Annotated in this window: 13 protein-coding genes; all 13 read right to left on the bottom strand. The window is 34.6% G+C overall.

The genetic code is table 11. From position 1 onward, the window contains the following. Nucleotides 1-8: 8 nt before the first annotated feature. The 13 genes from OEA66_RS14620 to OEA66_RS14680 all read right to left on the bottom strand — a co-directional run bounded on the left by OEA66_RS14620 (nucleotide 9) and on the right by OEA66_RS14680 (nucleotide 16961). Nucleotides 9-638: an NAD(P)H-dependent oxidoreductase gene (locus OEA66_RS14620; RefSeq protein WP_267282084.1), complete on the bottom strand. Its 630-nt coding sequence runs from the start codon at nucleotides 636-638 to the stop codon at nucleotides 9-11. Between the two features lie 126 nt (nucleotides 639-764). Further along, the gene (locus OEA66_RS14625) at nucleotides 765-3035 is read right to left on the bottom strand and encodes an FIDD domain-containing protein (protein WP_267282085.1); all 2271 of its coding nucleotides are present in this window, start codon (nucleotides 3033-3035) and stop codon (nucleotides 765-767) included. 196 nt (nucleotides 3036-3231) lie between these two features. After that, on the bottom strand, nucleotides 3232-5487 hold the full coding sequence (locus OEA66_RS14630; protein WP_267282086.1) for an FIDD domain-containing protein: 2256 nt from the start codon (nucleotides 5485-5487) through the stop codon (nucleotides 3232-3234). Between the two features lie 156 nt (nucleotides 5488-5643). Beyond that, nucleotides 5644-6120: a ribonuclease HI gene (gene rnhA / locus OEA66_RS14635; protein WP_267282087.1), complete on the bottom strand. Its 477-nt coding sequence runs from the start codon at nucleotides 6118-6120 to the stop codon at nucleotides 5644-5646. Between the two features lie 69 nt (nucleotides 6121-6189). Continuing rightward, nucleotides 6190-7767, bottom strand: a complete 1578-nt coding sequence (gene dnaB / locus OEA66_RS14640) for a replicative DNA helicase (RefSeq protein WP_267282088.1) — start codon at nucleotides 7765-7767, stop codon at nucleotides 6190-6192. Nucleotides 7768-7921: 154 nt separating this feature from the next. After that, complete coding sequence (locus OEA66_RS14645) at nucleotides 7922-10024, bottom strand: FIDD domain-containing protein (protein ID WP_267282089.1); 2103 nt, start codon at nucleotides 10022-10024, stop codon at nucleotides 7922-7924. A 114-nt stretch (nucleotides 10025-10138) separates the two neighbouring features. Next, nucleotides 10139-12208, bottom strand: a complete 2070-nt coding sequence (locus OEA66_RS14650) for an FIDD domain-containing protein (protein WP_267282090.1) — start codon at nucleotides 12206-12208, stop codon at nucleotides 10139-10141. A gap of 91 nt (nucleotides 12209-12299) precedes the next feature. Next, nucleotides 12300-13535 (bottom strand): MFS transporter, encoded by a 1236-nt coding sequence (locus tag OEA66_RS14655; protein ID WP_267282091.1) that lies wholly within the window; start codon nucleotides 13533-13535, stop codon nucleotides 12300-12302. Nucleotides 13536-13628: 93 nt separating this feature from the next. Then, the gene (locus OEA66_RS14660) at nucleotides 13629-13991 is read right to left on the bottom strand and encodes a hypothetical protein (protein WP_267282092.1); all 363 of its coding nucleotides are present in this window, start codon (nucleotides 13989-13991) and stop codon (nucleotides 13629-13631) included. Between the two features lie 135 nt (nucleotides 13992-14126). Further along, the gene (locus tag OEA66_RS14665; protein ID WP_267282093.1) at nucleotides 14127-14504 is read right to left on the bottom strand and encodes a hypothetical protein; all 378 of its coding nucleotides are present in this window, start codon (nucleotides 14502-14504) and stop codon (nucleotides 14127-14129) included. A 22-nt stretch (nucleotides 14505-14526) separates the two neighbouring features. Further along, nucleotides 14527-16026, bottom strand: a complete 1500-nt coding sequence (locus OEA66_RS14670) for a GH3 auxin-responsive promoter family protein (RefSeq protein ID WP_267282094.1) — start codon at nucleotides 16024-16026, stop codon at nucleotides 14527-14529. Nucleotides 16027-16150: 124 nt separating this feature from the next. Further along, complete coding sequence (locus OEA66_RS14675) at nucleotides 16151-16396, bottom strand: hypothetical protein (RefSeq protein WP_267282095.1); 246 nt, start codon at nucleotides 16394-16396, stop codon at nucleotides 16151-16153. A 175-nt stretch (nucleotides 16397-16571) separates the two neighbouring features. Then, complete coding sequence (locus tag OEA66_RS14680; protein WP_267282096.1) at nucleotides 16572-16961, bottom strand: hypothetical protein; 390 nt, start codon at nucleotides 16959-16961, stop codon at nucleotides 16572-16574. Nucleotides 16962-17199 lie beyond the last annotated feature (238 nt).

A 17199-nucleotide genomic window follows, 5' to 3' on the forward strand; every position in this document is an offset into this window, starting at 1 on the left:
CTAAATAATTAAATAAATTTAAACAATTTTTCGTTTGGTTTTCTTACTTTTTTCATGTGTTGGAATTGATCTTCTTCAGAACGGTAACCTAGAGCCAATGTAACAGTTACTTTTTCTTTTTCTGAATCTATATCTAAGATTTCTTCTATTAAATCTTGTCTGAAACCTTCCATTGGGCATGTGTCTATATTTTCTATTGCTGCAGCGTACATTAAGTTTGCCAAGACAATGTACGACTGTTTTTCTGCCCAGTTTAGTATATCATCATGTTCTTGTCTGCTGAAATGACTGGTAATACTTTTTTTAAAAGGGTTTAAATTTTCTACAGGATGTTCACGTACTTCTGAGATGTGATTAAAATATCCATCAAGATAAGTTGCTTCCATATCCTTTTTAGATACGAGAACAATGAGATGAGAGCATGTGGAAATTTGGGAAGGGTTATAGAAAGCCGGGATCAGTTTATCTTTCATTTCTTTGCTTTCCACTACAAATATCTTATATGGCTGAAGCCCTTGAGAACTTGCAGCTAGTTTTCCAGACTCTAAAATACTGAGAAGTGTTTCCTGAGGAATCGTCAAATCAGGATTAAATTTTTTTACAGAATATCTTCTGCTTAAAGCTTCCAAATAATTCATAAGACAAATTTAAGAATTGAAGCGGAATAAAGCTTGTTTTAAACAAAATCTATTTGGAAATTTTCTAAATAAAAAAATCACTTCCCGAAAGAAGTGATTTCAAATTAAGTATAGTATGAAAAAAAATTATTCTCTGTTTTTAACCATAATCCAGCCAGCTAATTTTACAGGAGTTTTGGTTTTGTTGTTTTCATTCCATGTTACAGAATACCAGTAGCTTCCTGTAGGAACTTTTCTGCCGTTTGCAGTTCCGTCCCATCTGTAATTATTGGTTTTGTCACCTTGGTGAAGTTTTGTTCCGTAACGATCGTAAACATTAAATGTTAAATCAATTTTGCTTCCTAAAGCTGAATAATCTATAAAATCGTTAAGACCATCGCCATTCGGAGTAATTACATTGATGATATTTGGTACGGTAACCTCAACTTCCATTGGCTCACAATCGTAAGAATCTTTCACATAAATTTTGTGAATTCCTCTTGATAATTGTTTGAAAATATTAGATTCCTGCCAATTTACATTATCTAATGAATATTGGTAAGCTGGTGTTCCTCCGTTTGCATACACTGTAATTGTTGTAGCGTTTACATCAATCGAAGTAACGACAGGCTGTTCTGAAGCGAAAACTTTTACGGTTTGCGTTGAGGTACAATCTCCTGTTTTAAGTTTTACCCAATAGGTTCCAACTCCAACATTTGAAATGGTTTGTGTGGTTGCTCCGGTGCTCCATAAATAACTGCTGAATCCTGTTCCTGCATCTAAAGTTGTCTTATCTTCTACGCAAATGATTTTGTCTTTTAAAACAGTTGAATAAACCGGAGGAATAACTACCAAAGTAACTTGTGCAATAGCATAACATCCGTTTCCATCAATTACTTTTATATAAACAACTCCGTTTGGAGCAATGTGATTTTGAGGATCCGGAATGTTATTCGTTCCGTTGACAGCGTCTGTTAAAGAAGGATAGTATTGTTTTGTTCCTGCTTGAGTAGTAACATTGGCTGTTGTAAGATTAAATAAACCTGTAGAAGGATTAGTTTCAATAAAACAAGATCTTAAAGTAGTATTGGTTACAGTAACTGTAGGATAATGATTAAGTGTTATGATAGCATTGTCAACACAACCTTGAGCTGTTGTTACCTGGACGTGAATTGTTGTTCCATGTGCTGCTGGAAAGTTTGCCCAGTTTAAAATTTCACTAATTCCGGCATTTAAATCAGATAAAGTATGATAGTAGTGTTTCGTTACTCCCGGAAGAGTCGTTAATGCGGCATTATTTAAATTATAATAGGCTATTCCTGCATTATTGTTATTACAAGCGGTCATTGTAACGTCTGCTGCGGCAAATGGAGTTGGGTTTAAAATAATTTTACCGTCTCCGTTATCACACAAAGTAGATGAAGGATCTTTTACAACAACCTGAATAGTTGTAGTACCCGCTGAATATTGAAAGTTTGTAGGATTTGCAATAGGAACAGGATTACCTAAAACATAATAAGTAATAATGTAATTGGCAGGGTTATTTACAAATTGATTGGCATACGAAGTTAAATTTACGAAACCATTTCCTGTTGTAGGATTTGTACAAACAAAAGGAGTAATTGTAGATTGAAGAATAGGCACTTTATCAATAAATATTTTTGCATTTTTGATTGAGTGTCTTGCACTTGCAGCTCCCGTTCCTGCTGAAAACCCGAAATAACCTTGAGTCATACCAATTGCTCCACCAGTTGCAGTGAAAGATTGGTTGGTAATCATAACACCGTCAATTTTGATTTGAATTAACCAAATGTTAGGATTATTTGGGTCGATCTCCCCATTTACTTCTACGTGTTTGTAGTTTGCGCCTACGAAAGGTTGTGTAGGATTAAGATCTGCAGAATGGAAAGTACTGTTTGCAGTCATATTATATTCAATATTAGGATTTCCTGCAGGTACATTGTTGGTTCCGTAAAGAACGTGTACTTTGCTCATTTGCCCTTCTGTAGAATTATTGAATATGTCAAAGGCAACCATTAATCCGTTAGCATTGGCTGGAATTCCCAATCCGCCTCCAGTAGTAAATGCAGTTGGAGGGTTTGAAAGATACCAGAATGTAAGACCGTCACCTCTTCCATATGCTGTGGTTCCGTTTCCATCGATTCTGAAATCAAATTCGACTTTCCATTTATCGCAATATTTAAGATTGATGGCATTTGATAGCTTAATGGCTCCAAATTGGCTGGTTTGATCTGCTGTAAGTTGTACAAAATCACCAGTAGCGGATGCTGAAGGAACGATGTCCCATCCTGTTGTGTTGATTACAGGGCTACCTGTAAGTTGATAGGTTTGAGCTTTTAAATCTTGGTTAATGATTGATAAAACGAACAAAAAACTGAGGAGTAAAACTTTTTTCATTTTTAACTTAATAGATTTATTGTTTGGTAAAATTATCTGTTTTTTTGCTTTAAATAGATGTGCTTTAGATCATAAAGTATCAATAGAGTATCTTAAAATATATCATTGCAAAGCTTGAATCTTAGCTTTCTATTATAGATTTTGTGAATATGAAAATAAAAAGGCACCACTTTTTATTTGAGCGGTGCCGATATTTTTATTCTCTATTTTTAACCAATACCCATCCGTTGTAATTCGTATTTGTATTGTTTGCGTCATTTTCTGTCCATGTGATGGTGTACCAGTAAGTTCCTGTAGATAATTTCTTACCTCCGGAAGTTCCATCCCAAGTGTAATTTCTTATTTTATCTGCTTGATACTTCATGTTTCCATATCTGTCATAAACAGTGAATACAAGATTCTTCTTATAAGCTAGTGCAGTGTAGTCAATGAAATCATTTACGTTGTCACCATTTGGAGTAATTGCATTGATGATATTCGGAACTGTAATTTGTACATGTACAGGTTCACAATTATAAAAATCTTTTACAAAAACTTTGTTTTCGCCGCGCGGTACTCCATTAAATATATTAGAATCTTGCCAATTAGTTCCGTTTAAAGAATATTTATAAGGAGCAGTTCCTCCTGAAACATTTACAGTAAGCGTATTGTTGCTGATGTCAATAGTGGAAATGACAGGATTTGTAGCCATTTTTACATTTACAGTTTGAATGGTAAAACAATTTCCTGTTTTTAATACTACAGAATAATTTCCAACAGGTACTCCTGAAATAGATTGAGTAGTTGCTCCGGTGCTCCATAAGTAACCCGCAAAACCAGGTCCTGCATCAAGTGTTGTTCTTTCATCAATACAGATTGTTTTGTCTTTCAACAGAGATGATTTAACGGGAGTAACTACTTTAAGCGAGATTTTCTTAATGACAAAACAGCCGTTTGTGTTAGTTACTTTTACATATACATCAGTACTTGGGCTTATATATGCAATAGAAGGAATGATTTCATTCGTACCACTTAATGCATTAGCCAAAGAATTATAAAATTGTTTTGTAATCCCTGTTTCTGTGGTAACATTAGCTGTTGTTAGGTTGAAAGTTGCTGTTGTAGGGTTAATTTCATTAAAACAAGCTTCTAAAATTGCGTCTTTTACTACAGGAAGTGGGTGGAAAGCTAATGTAATTTCTGCATTTCCTGTACATCCTTGTGGAGTGGTAACTTTCACATACACTTTTCCTGGTGCAGAAACATGTGCTGTAAAGTTTGTAATTTCATTTATTCCTGCATTCAGCTCTGCTAAAGTTCTATAGTATTTTTTAGTGGCTCCAGGAACTCCTGTTACATTCGCTGAACTTAGGTTATAGGTTGCAGTTAAAGCTCCATTATTATTACACTCTGAAAGTGTAACGTTTGTGGCTGTAAATGGTGCGAGATTAAGTTGTATCGTTCCATCTGGATTATCACAAAGTAAGGCTGAATTGTCTTTAATAATAACATTCACCGTTGTATTTGCAGTAAACTGAAAAGTAGTGGGGCTTGCTACCGGAGTACCTCCAACTAAATAAGTGAAAGTATAATTTGCCGGGTTTGCAACAAACTGAGAATTAAAAGAAGTTAAATTCACAATTCCGGAACCTGTTGTCGGGTTAGGACAGAAAGACTGTGTAACCGATGGTGTCAATAAACTTACTTTATCGGTATAGATCTTCACATTTTTAATCGAATGTCTGGATCTGTTTCCTCCTGTAGAAGCCGAAAACCCAAAGTATCCTTGTGTCATTGTAGCAGCAGCTCCAGACGCTGTAAATGGTTGATTGCAAATCGTGTTTCCATCAATCTTGATTATGATGTTCCATGTATTGGGAGTCGATGTATTTACAGTTGCGTTTACTTCAACATGTTTGTAAGTGGTTCCCTGAAAGGGAAGTGTAGTGTTCATATCCGCTGAGTGGAAAGAACTTCCTGCAGTATTGAAAAATTCTACATTGTTATTGTCGGTGGTATTTGCAACTTGCCCATAAGCAACATGCACTTTACTCATTACTGCCGTTGTAGTGTTATTGTAGGTGTCAAAACCTACAATGAGACCGATTGCATTTTGTGAAACGCCCAGACCTGAACCCAATACACTCGCCACAGGAGGGTTGGCTAAATACCAAAAGGCAAGACCATCTCCGTTAGCGGTTTGGTTCGAATCCATTCTGAAATCAAATTCAACACGCCATTTATCACAGAATTTTAGATTAATGGGGTTGTTTAGCCTTATAGAACCTGACTGGTTGTTGGTATCCGGAGTTAACTGAATAAAATCTCCACCAGCTCCTAAAACGGTAGGAGCTACCATAGTCCAACCTGTTGTGGAAATAGGTGATCCTGTAAGCTGATAAGTTTGAGAAGAAAGTTTTCCGGAAATACAAAGTACAAAAAGGCTAAAATAAAACAGTAGTTTTTTATTCATTTATTAGGATACTTAAATTAGACGTGTAAAGATATTAAATCTTAACTAATAAATGTATACAACCTGTTAATTTTGTAAAAAAGTTTGATTATTTTGTAATAAAAAATATTAATGATAACGAAAAGTTGAATATGATATGCCTTATCTTATTTTTATTCAAAATAGAGAATTGTTTTCCAAGCTTTCAAAATACGTATCTACTTCAAGATTTGGTGAATTTGCAGCTGCAACAGCGAGTTTATCGCAGAGTTCATTTTCAAAATGTCCTGCATGGCCTTTTACCCAATGCATTTTTGGGCTGTGTTGATTAAAAAGTATGATGAATCTCTTCCAAAGATCTGGGTTTTTTACATTTTTCCAGCCTCTTTTAATCCAACCAGAAATCCAATTTTGGTTAATAGCATCAGAAACATACTTACTATCCGTAAAAACATGAATGTCATTTTCAGTAGATTTTAGCTTTTCCAATGCAGTTATTACAGCCAAAAGTTCCATTCGGTTGTTGGTTGTTTTTCTAAAACCTTTAGAGAATGTTTTCTGATAATTTTTTTCAGGAACTCGCATGAGAATTCCATAACCGCCTTTTCCGGGGTTTCCGCTACAGGCTCCGTCTGTGTATATTTCGATTCTCATTTGAGGTAGAGATTTAGGTTAATAATTAAAAAAGTTTAATTGATATAAGCCTTAAACTAATTTTTAACCTTAAAAAGGGAAATCTTCTTCATCATCAAGATCATTCATAGAAGAACCTGAAAGTTTTGAAGTGTCTGGTAAATCAAAAGCTGCTCCCGGTTGAATGGTTGTTTTAATTTTTTCAAAACCACTTGGTTCGCCCATTGGATTAGAATAACCCATTCCATTGGTTGCATCTTCAATATTTCCAAATTTCGCAAAATGTTTCAGAAAAGACAATCTTACATCTGCAGTAGCACCGTTTCTGTGTTTTGCAATAATCAATTCTGCTTGATTTTCGGTAGACGTTTCTGCTCCTTCTTCGTCATTATCCCAAACTGTAATCTTATAATATTCGGGTCTGAAAATAAATGAAACGATATCAGCATCCTGCTCAATTGCTCCAGATTCCCTCAAATCCGAAAGTTGAGGTCGTTTTCCGGGACGGGTTTCCACACTTCTTGAAAGCTGAGAAAGTGCAATTACAGGTACATTTAATTCTTTTGCAATTGCTTTTAATGAACGGGAGATCATTGAAATTTCCTGTTCACGGTTTCCGCTTCCTTTTCCGCCACCTCCTGCGGTCATCAGCTGCAGATAATCGACCATGATTAGTCTTACGCCGTGTTGCATTACCAGTCTTCGGCATTTTGCTCTAAAGTCAAATATGGAAAGGGAAGGAGTTTCATCAATATATAAAGGTGCATTTTCTAATTCAGAGACATTCGAGAATAATCTTTGCCATTCTTCATCGTCTAATGTTCCTTTTCTTAGTTTTTCTGATGAAATTTTTGTTTCGGAAGCAATCATTCTGGTGATTAACTGTACCGATGCCATCTCTAATGAAAATAACGCCATTGGAATTTTATACTCAACAGCAATATTTCTCGCCATTGAAAGAATAAAGGCAGTTTTTCCCATTGCAGGACGTGCCGCAACAATAATAAGGTCGGAATTTTGCCAACCTCCCGTTTCTTTATCAACATCTCTGAATCCCGATGGTACACCCGAGATTCCTTCTTTATCTTTTAATGATTTAATGATGTCAATAGCTTCTTTTACTAAAGTATTGGCGGTGTCGAAACCTTTTTTGATGGTTCCGTTGGTGATTTCAAAAAAAGACTGTTCGGCCTTATCTAAAAGTTCAAAAACATCAGTTGATTCTTTGTAAGAAGTATCAATTACGTTTGCTGAGACATTAATCAAACTTCTTAAAATATATTTTTCAAGAATTACACGTACATGATATTCGATGTGTGCAGATGAACTTACTCCCATCGTAAGCTCGATAATGTAATGATCGCCTCCTGCAGAACTTAGTTTGTCTGTCTTTTTCATTTCCTGAATAACGGTCATGATGTCGACAGGTTGGTTTCCTTCGTATAGTTTTAAAATTGTAGAAAATATAACCTGATGTCTGGGATCATAGAAAACTTCTGGCGTAAGTAAGTCAATAGAATAGTCTAGTCCTTTTTTATCAATTAAAAAAGTACCAATTACCAATCTTTCAAAATCTACAGCATTAGGAGGCATTTTTCCATCTGCAATCGACAATTCTCTAGCAAAGTTTCCTTGTGTAAGAGAGGAGAGTGTTTCTTTCTGCGCCATTATGCAAAGATAGTTTTTTTAGAAAATAATTTTAAAATAGTAACTAACAATTCTGTGGAAAACATAATGCAACTGCGGTAAACAGATGAGGTTCAGTGTTAATAAAAAAATCACCCCATTGCTGAGGTGATTTTTATTGATTTTGAAAATATTATTATTCTCTATTTTTTACCAATACCCATCCGTCGTATTTTGTTGGAGTACTGTTTGCGTCGTCTTCATTCCAAGTGATGGTATACCAGTAAGTTCCTGTTTGGATTTTTTTACCTCCTGAAGTTCCATTCCATTTGAAGTTTCTTATTTTATCAGCTTCATAGATTTTATTACCATATCTGTTGTAAACTGTGAATACAAGATTCTTTTTGTAAGCTAAAGCAGTATAATCTATTTCATCATTCATGTTATCTCCGTTTGGAGTAATAGCGTTGATTAGATTAGGTACCGTAACTTGAATCTGAATAGGGTTACAATCGTAAGAATCTTTCACGAAAATCTTATTTTCTCCTCTAGGTAATCCTGTAAACAGATTAGAATCTTGCCAGTTTGTTCCGTCTAAAGAGTATTGATATGGTGCAGATCCACCAGTAACATTGACCGTAATTGTATTGTTTTTAATATCTAAACTAGCAATAACTGGTTGATGTGTTGGGTGAACAGTTACGTTTTGTAAAGTATAGCATTTTCCTGTTTTTAATTTAACCCAATAAGCTCCTACTGCAACATTTGAAATAGTCTGTGTAGTTGCACCTGTGCTCCATTCGTATCCGTCAAAACCAGCTCCTGCATCTAAAGTTGTTCTGTCTTCTAAACAAATGGTTTTGTCTTTAAGAACAGTAGAGTTTACAGGAGTTAAAACTTTTAAGTTAATTTTTGTGATTGCATAACATCCATTTTGTGAAAACACTCTTACATATACAGAAGAATTTGATGATATGTAAGTACTGCTTATCTCATTTGTTCCGTTAATCGCATTATCTAATGTAAGATAGAATTTTTTTGTTGTATTAGGTTGTGAAGTTACGTTGGCTAAATTTAAGTTGAATGATGCTGTATTTGTATTAACAGGTAAAAAACATTCTTCAATGGTAGCTTCGTTTACAATTACTTTCGGGTGGAATTTCAAATCAACCGTTACGTTTCCTGTACATCCTGCGCTGGTTGTTACTTTTGCATAGACAGTTTTCTCAACAGAATTATAGTTATTTGGATTTTGAATTTCATTAATTCCAGCATTAAGATCTGCCATCGTTAGGTAGAATTTCTTAATTGCCGTAGTGTCAAAATATACGTCTGCTGTAGTGAGATCAAATGTCGCTGTAGTAGCACCGTTGTTAGCACAAGCAAAAACTGTTGCATTTTTAACAGGAATTACTCCCAAAATAAATTTAAAAGACCCACTTTGTCGGCAATTATTCAATGGGTTTGCTGGATTTGCCGGATCTTGATAACGAATACTATAATAATAAGTATCTGTTCCATTGACCATAATTGGAGTTGTAATAGGAGCTGTGCCGGATAATGCATCGTTAGCTGTTGTATGGTAGCTGACAATAAAGTTAGGATTTCCGTTTATAATCCCCGGAGACAATGTCGAGAAATCAAATAGACCAGGTAGTGGACATGTCGGAACCAGGTTTGGTCCTCCAGCTGGGTTTGGTGTTCCAGGAGCAATAAATGGATTTGGTGCTAAGTTAGGATCGGAAAATGCTGATGAAAGGGTAGCGGTTCCGCCCCAGTTCATAGAGAAACCATTTAAGGTCCAAGTATGATTAGTAATAATCAAATAATAGGTTTCTCCTGCAGTTACTTGCATGTAAGGGCTCCATTTACCATCATTTCCATAATCTGTCAATGGGTTGGCAGGAGGTGCTAAAGTAAGATCTAATCCGGTATCACCAGGGGTTCCGGAATAATTACATCTTAATGGTCTTACAAATACATTGTTTGTGTGTAATGGCGTACAACCATTGGATGTTGGACCATATACTGCAAAGTCATAATCGTTACTTGCAAGATTGGGAATAATCGTGAATGCAAGTGTTCCCGAAGTAGCAATTGTAAAGGTGTACCAAACTGAAAAACGCTCGTTAGATGCCAAACATCCGTTAGTACTCAGCCCTTCTGCAACATTTCCAGGTCCTGAAGGAGTATAGAAAATGTCTGAATTTCCACAAATAGGCATTGCAGAAACACAATCAGATTGTGAATAGAATAATTGCGATGTTATTAATATAAAAAAGAGTAGTAATTTTCTCATTTCTAAATGATTTTAAATACAAATTTAAATAAAATTTAATTAAATATAAAGATTATCATTCAATTACAAAAAAAAGTCGCTAAATAAGCGACTTTTTTATAATTGATGAAAATGTTATTCTCTGTTTTTTACCAATACCCATCCTGAGAACTTGATTGGAGTGTTATTTTTATTATTTTCATTCCAAGTAACAGAATACCAGTAATTTCCTGTCGGAACTTTTCTGGTACCGCTAGCAGAACCATCCCATTTGTAACCGTTGGTTTTATCTGCCTGATAGATTTTAGCTCCGTATCTGTCGAAAATACTAAGAATTAAATTCTGTTTTCCTGCCAATGCAGAATAATCAATAACGTCATTTACTCCGTCTCCGTTTGGAGTGATTACATTGACTAAGTTTGGTACAACAATACCTACTTGTATTGGTTCACAATCATATGAATCTCTTACATAGATTGTATGATCTCCTCTGGTTATATTATTGAAAATATTAGAGTCTTGCCAATTTACGTTATCAAGTGAATATTGATATGCAGGAGCTCCTCCTGTAACATAAGCAGTTACTGTATTGTTTGAAATTTCAATATTGCTCACTACTGGTTGTTCCGAAGCATATACTTTTACTTTTTGTGTTGCTGTACAATCACCGGTTTTAAGTTTTACCCAATAAGTTCCTACCCCCACATTCGAAATCGTTTGTGTAGTAGCTCCGGTGCTCCATAAATAGCTGCTGAAACCAGTTCCTGCATCTAAAGTAGTTCTGTCTTCTATGCATATAATTTTATCTACTAATACTGTAGAATAAACAGGCGGAATCACAACTAAATTAACTTTTACAACTGTATAACAATTATTCGCTGTTATTACTCTGATGTAAATCACTCCGTTTGGTGCAACGTGGTGAAGAGGATCTATAATTGCATTGGTTTGATTAATCGCATCAGTCATTGACGGATAATACTGTTTCGTAGTTCCTGTAGGATTGTTTATTGTAGCAACCGTAAGGTTAAATTCTGCTGTTGAAGGATTTGTTTCTATAAAACAAGATCTTAGCGTAGCTTCAGTTCCTGTTGCAACTGGGTAGAAATTTAATTTCACCTCTGCAACATCAGTACATCCGTACTGAGTGGTTACCAATACAAAAATAGATCCTCCAGCAGAAGTATATTGGTATGGGTTAGTAATTTCATTTAAATTGTTATTAAGATCATACATAGATTCATAATACTTTTTTACGTATGTAGGATCGGCTATAACATTGGCTGTTGTAAGATTAAAAACAGCGGTTCCTATATTATTGTTATTACATTCAGTCAGGGTTGCGTCGGTTGCTGTTATGGCACCATTCTTAAATTTAAACCTTCCCGTTTGTTTACATTTATTAATAGGATTGGCTGGGTTGGTAGGATCTGTATACCCAATACTGTAGTAATATGTACTTGTCGTGTTTACAATAATTGGCGCAGTAATAGCGTTGATTCCTGCTAACATATCATTCGTATTGTAATAATATGATACCGTAAAGTTGGTATTACCATTAATGATACCACTTGATAATGTGCTGAAATTGAAAGTTGCAGGATTTGAACAAACTACCACTTCATTTGGTAATAATGGATCAGCATTTGGAAGCCCAGGTGTAATAAATGGGTTGGTAATTAATGCGGGATCATTAAAAGGTGAAGCAAGAGTTGCTGTACCACTCCAGCTAAGTGAGAAACCATTGGCTGTACTTTGGAAGTTATCAACGATAAGATAATACGTTTCACCAGCGATTACATCCAGATGAGGATTGAAATAAGCTGAAGGAGGTGGACCTAAGGTAAGTCCCGTGTTTCCTGTAGGTGAAGATCCTGCATAGTTGCATCTTATCGGCGCACCTAAATTACCACATGTTTTATTAGGGCCATACACCGCAAAATCGTAGTCGTCAGGATTATTATTGGCATCAATAACGAATGCTAAGGTTCCCGAAGTAGCAATCGTAAAAGTGTACCAAACCGAAAAGTGTTCGTTTTGATTTAAACAACCAGGATTATTTAAAATTTCGATAATACTTCCCGGTCCGGAAGGGGTGTACGAAATATCAGAATTTCCACATACAGAAATTGCTGTAGGGCAATCTGACTGTGCAAAAATCATTTGAGAAATGATTGTTAAAAAAATGAGTAGAGTTTTTTTCATTTTTGAAAAATTATTTAATACAAATATAAAAAAATTATTAATCTTATATTAAAGTTTTTATTGTATATCATAGCATAACGGTATAATGTGTTTAATATTGCATTTTTCTCAATTTAGGATTTGTACTTCCCACAATTAATGCAATTAAAATCGTCATGCTTCCGCCGAAAACTACTGATCTTACAACTCCTAAAAGTTTAGCAGCCAATCCGCTTTCAAATTGTCCCATTTCGTTGCTCGACATAATAAAAATTGAATTTACGCTCAAAACTCTTCCCCGAATATGATCCGGAGTTTTCAACTGAACAATCGTTCCTCGAATAACTACAGAGATTCCATCCAACATTCCGCTTAAAACCAAAAACATAAAAGAAAGCCAGTAATAATGCGATAATCCGAAACCGATAATACACAATCCAAATCCTGCAACGACAGCCAACAAAATTTTACCCTGATTTTTTCTTAAAGGAATCAACGATAGTGTCGTAATAATAATCATCGAACCAATATCCGAAGCGGCATTTAATAATCCAAAACCTTCTGCTCCCGATTTTAAAATATCTGTCGCAAAAACAGGAATCAATGCAACGGCGCCTCCAAAAAGGACTGCAAACATATCTAAACAAAGCGCCCCTAAAATTTCTTTAGTCTTAAAAATATAAGCAATTCCTTCACGCATACTTTCCATCACTTTGATTTCATCTTTTTTATGCTCTGAAAACTGTTGTTTCAACTGCCAAAAAAATAAAGAAGCAACCAATAAAAGTGAAATTATCACTAATAAAGTCCATTTAACGCCGAAAAATCCGATCAGAAATCCACCTACAGCATGACCGCAAACTGAAGAAACCAAGAAAGTTGCCTGATTTAAAGTAATTGCACTAGGAAGATTTACTTTCTCCACTATTTTAGGGATCATTGACGGAACAATTGGACCTATAAAAGCTCTTGCAATTCCCGTAAAGAAAATAACAGCGTAGATAAAATAAGTGATTTCGTGCCCTGTAAAATGAAGTTCAACATCAAAAAACGCAGGAATCATTAGTAAACTGATGAGAAAAACATAGACATAATTACAAATCAGCAGAAGTCTTTTCTTTTCGTTCATGTCAATTACGTGACCTGCATACAAAGCACAACTTACCGCCGGAATTACTTCAGAAAGTCCGATAAGTCCGATGGAAAAAGGATCTTTCGTTAATTGATAAACCCACCACCCCAATAAAGTAGCGAGCATTCTGAATGCTAAAACAATAAAAAATCTTCCGGTAAGAAGATTTCGAAATTCAACATTTTGTAATGTTTTGAGCGGCAATAAAGAAATCATGCACAAAAATAGCCTTAAATATTCATTTAAGGCTATCAGTATTTTCAGTTTTCAAATGATAAATAAAATATCTTTTGAAAGATGTTGTCTATTTTAGTCGGCTCTCAAAGAACTGATGACAATTGCAGCAGCACCTGCAGCACCGATTACAACAGCACCGCCTACAACTCTCGCTTGTGATCTGTCTTTTACAGAAGCAATGTTAGACTTAGGAATAATAACCTCTGTACTGTCTTTTTTTCCTTTTGTACCAATGATGTTGTCACCATCAATGTTACGGAACAAAATAGTTTGTTTTTTAGAACCGTCTCTTGGCGTTACAACGTAGATTTTTCCGGCGTCAAGGTTTGAATAGTTATTTTGCGCAATATCTTCGCTGTACTTTGTTGTTGCACAAGATGAAATTACAAATAAAGACGTAAATAATGATGATTTTAAAAGTACAGATGCTTTCATTACAATTTTTTAGTTTTCCAAATTTATAATTTTTTTTGAATATACGTTTTCATTAAAAAAGAAAATCTCACATTTTTTATAATATTAGGTTGAAAAATGGAGAAAATTTATATTTAAAAGATTATTTTATCTGAATTAATTTAAACCGCTTCCGAAAGCCGCCGCAGTGTCAGCTAAATCTTTTGTAGCCTTTGTCATCCCAACAACTAATACTGTAACAGCGGCGATTCCTCCGGCTGTTGCAACGGCAGCAACAGCAGTTCTGTCTTTTCTTATCTCGGTAATATTGTTTTTTGCAATAGCAATTCTTTCATTTTTTTTGGTTCCGATTATACTGTCTTTAGAAATCGAACTTATCGTCATCGGGCTTTTGCTTCCGTCGGTCTGATGAAAGGTGTATTTGTTTCCTGCTTTTATATTTTTATAATTATCAAGATTTTTTGCGGCACTGTATTTTACCGAACTGCAAGATGTAATTGAAATGATTACTAAAATGGACAAAATTCTTTTCATAATTAGTGATTTCTTTGGTGTATTATTTTTTATAAATTTTCAGTAAATCTGCAATTTTTCTGTCGTTTGCCAGTCTCGGAATTTTATTTTGACCACCCAGTTTACCCTGAGATTTTGCATATTCCTGAAAAGCATTTTTCTGAAGCTTAGAAATATGAAGTTTTTGCAAGATGTTTCCTGAAATCAAGTCATCATAATACGTGTTGCGTTTTCTTAGCTGATCGTCTAGTTCATTTTTAAATAAGTCTAAATTTTCAGGCTCTTTTTCAAACTCAATAAACCATTCGTGATAAGGCAAACCTTCTTCCGGATTAACTTCCGGAGCCAAATGAAACTCCGTGATCTGAGCCGGAAATTTTTCTACGGTAGCTTTTACCGCTTCTTCCACTTCAAAAGCAATCACATGTTCACCAAAAGCTGAAGTAAAATGTTTGGTTCTTCCACTCACCAAAATTCTGTGCGGATTTTTATCAATAAACCTTACAACATCACCAATCGAATATGCCCACAAACCGGAATTGGTTGTTAAAATTAAAGCATAATCTTTATTAAGTTCAATATCTTTTAAAGTTAATCTTTGCGCATCAGGTTTTCCGAATTTTTCTAAAGGAATAAATTCATAAAAAATACCGTGATTGGTTAAAAGTAATAATCCTTCTTTTGTATAATCATCCTGAAATGCAAAAAAACCTTCCGAAGCGGGAAACGTCTGTACAATATCTACTTTTCCGCCCAAAAGTTCTTCCATTTTATCACGGTAAGGTTCGTAATTTACACCACCTGTAACAATCAGCTGAAGATTTGGAAAAATTTGTTTAATTTTTTTACCGTTTTTTTCGATTAGCTTTTCAAAGTACATAATCAACCAAGGCGGAATTCCTGAAATCAATGTCATATTTTCTTTCTCGGTTTCCTCAACGATTTTGTCGACTTTAGCTTCCCAGTCTTCCATCATATTGGTTTCCCAGCTTGGTAATCTGTTTTTCTGAAGATAATTTGGGATGTGATGCGCTACAATTCCAGAAAGTCTGCCGGTTTGAATCCCAAAAACTTCCTCAAGTTCGGGGCTTCCCTGCAAGAAAATCATTTTTCCGCCAACAAAATCAGCGTTGTTTTTCTTGGCAATGTAATGGAAAAGTGCACTTTGAGCTCCTTTTACCTGAAAAGGCATTCCCTCTTTAGAAATCGGGATGTATTTTGAACCTGAAGTCGTTCCTGAAGTTTTAGCAAAATATTCAGGAGTTTCAATCCATAAAATATCTCGTTGTCCTCGTTTTACTTTTTCGATATATGGTTTTAAATCTTCATAATCGGCAACCGGAACTTTTTCTTGAAAATCTTTTACAGATTTAATGGTTTCAAAAGTATGTGTTCTTCCAAAAAGAGTTTTTTGGGCGGTTTCGACAAGAGATAATAATAGTTTCTCCTGATTTTTTTCTGCGTTTTTCTTGAATTCTTCTGCTTTTTGAACATGTTTTTTTGCCCAAACCAACGCCGCATTTTTCTTTAGAAAGTTTAACATGGTTCAAATTTATAAATAAGTAGAGAATCCACAGAAATAATTTAATATTTAAACTAAAAAAAACCGATGTTCTAGGCATCGGTTTATTGAAAATTTGATTATGAATGACAGCTATCTGCCTTTTTTATTTGTTGACTTTGTATCTTTTATCAGGAGTTCCGTCTTTCTTCAGCTTTTGATTTTCTTTATATCTTTTGTCTGGAGTTCCATCTTTTTTAAGTTTTTGTGCAGGTTTCCCAGCAGTTGGTTCTGCAGCTTTTACTGGTTTTACAGTTTTAGTGGTTGTAGTTTTTGTTGCCGGAGCAACTTGTTGAGCAGTTGCAAATCCTAATCCTAAAACGATTGACATTGCAGTGAGAAATTTTTTCATTTGTTTAATTTTTTTACTAAAGTAAATTTAGGAAAAAACTGATTGTAAATTTATTTTTGTCAAATCTTAACTAAATTTTATCACTTATTAAATTGAAATTAATTCTTCAAACCAATAAAAAAGCCCGCCTCCAAAATTTGGAAACGGACAAACATATGAACGAATAGTCGTTAAATTATCTTGTACAGTTGGCTCTCCATGTTTTGCCATCCACAGTATAAATCATTTTTAATTCGTTATTGTCGATTCTTACATAGACTAATGCATTAGAATTTACCATAACTAAAGTATTGTCGCCTTGTTTTTGAAATTCAAGACCGTTTAATTCAGGAATTCCGTTTGAAAACCTGAAATTGTATTTGGTTCCGCTTGCGATTTTAGTTACAAATACTTCACCGTTGTCTGTAGAAATGTTGTTGTCACTATCTGTGTAAGAAACACTTCCTTTATAAGTTCCTGCGAAGAAATCATTATCTGCAGGATCGTCATCATCTCTACACGACGAAAGTGAAAAGGCGGTAAATAGAAATACAAAAACTCCTAAAATTTTGAATACATTTTTCATAATATTTTATTTTTTGGTTTATTTAGAATTGAATTTCCAAAGATTGTGCCCAAGTTGAAATTGCGAATTATTTTAACTTTTTTTAAGCTTTTTTGTTTAAAAATTAAGAAAAAGTAATTTTTGGGTTAATATTTGAATTGTTTGGCTGAAAGAATTTAAAATAAAAAATAACGTATCTTTGACCTAATCAAACGGTTTCGGGTAACTCTCGAAATCGCTTTTGTCGTTTTATACCTAC

It is taken from the genome of Chryseobacterium luquanense (assembly GCF_026460945.1).
GTDB classification, from domain to species: Bacteria; Bacteroidota; Bacteroidia; order Flavobacteriales; family Weeksellaceae; genus Chryseobacterium; species Chryseobacterium luquanense.

Bases quoted from the DNA above. Each gene is read 5' to 3' on its own strand.
- dnaB (WP_267282088.1), bottom strand. From the start codon at position 7,767: ATGGCGCAGAAAGAAACACTCTCCTCTCTTACACAAGGAAACTTTGCT.
- rnhA (WP_267282087.1), bottom strand. From the start codon at position 6,120: ATGAGAATCGAAATATACACAGACGGAGCCTGTAGCGGAAACCCCGGA.
- OEA66_RS14655 (WP_267282091.1), bottom strand. From the start codon at position 13,535: ATGATTTCTTTATTGCCGCTCAAAACATTACAAAATGTTGAATTTCGA.
- OEA66_RS14660 (WP_267282092.1), bottom strand. From the start codon at position 13,991: ATGAAAGCATCTGTACTTTTAAAATCATCATTATTTACGTCTTTATTT.
- OEA66_RS14680 (WP_267282096.1), bottom strand. From the start codon at position 16,961: ATGAAAAATGTATTCAAAATTTTAGGAGTTTTTGTATTTCTATTTACC.
- OEA66_RS14620 (WP_267282084.1), bottom strand. From the start codon at position 638: ATGAATTATTTGGAAGCTTTAAGCAGAAGATATTCTGTAAAAAAATTT.
- OEA66_RS14645 (WP_267282089.1), bottom strand. From the start codon at position 10,024: ATGAGAAAATTACTACTCTTTTTTATATTAATAACATCGCAATTATTC.
- OEA66_RS14630 (WP_267282086.1), bottom strand. From the start codon at position 5,487: ATGAATAAAAAACTACTGTTTTATTTTAGCCTTTTTGTACTTTGTATT.
- OEA66_RS14675 (WP_267282095.1), bottom strand. From the start codon at position 16,396: ATGAAAAAATTTCTCACTGCAATGTCAATCGTTTTAGGATTAGGATTT.
- OEA66_RS14670 (WP_267282094.1), bottom strand. From the start codon at position 16,026: ATGTTAAACTTTCTAAAGAAAAATGCGGCGTTGGTTTGGGCAAAAAAA.
- OEA66_RS14625 (WP_267282085.1), bottom strand. From the start codon at position 3,035: ATGAAAAAAGTTTTACTCCTCAGTTTTTTGTTCGTTTTATCAATCATT.
- OEA66_RS14665 (WP_267282093.1), bottom strand. From the start codon at position 14,504: ATGAAAAGAATTTTGTCCATTTTAGTAATCATTTCAATTACATCTTGC.
- OEA66_RS14650 (WP_267282090.1), bottom strand. From the start codon at position 12,208: ATGAAAAAAACTCTACTCATTTTTTTAACAATCATTTCTCAAATGATT.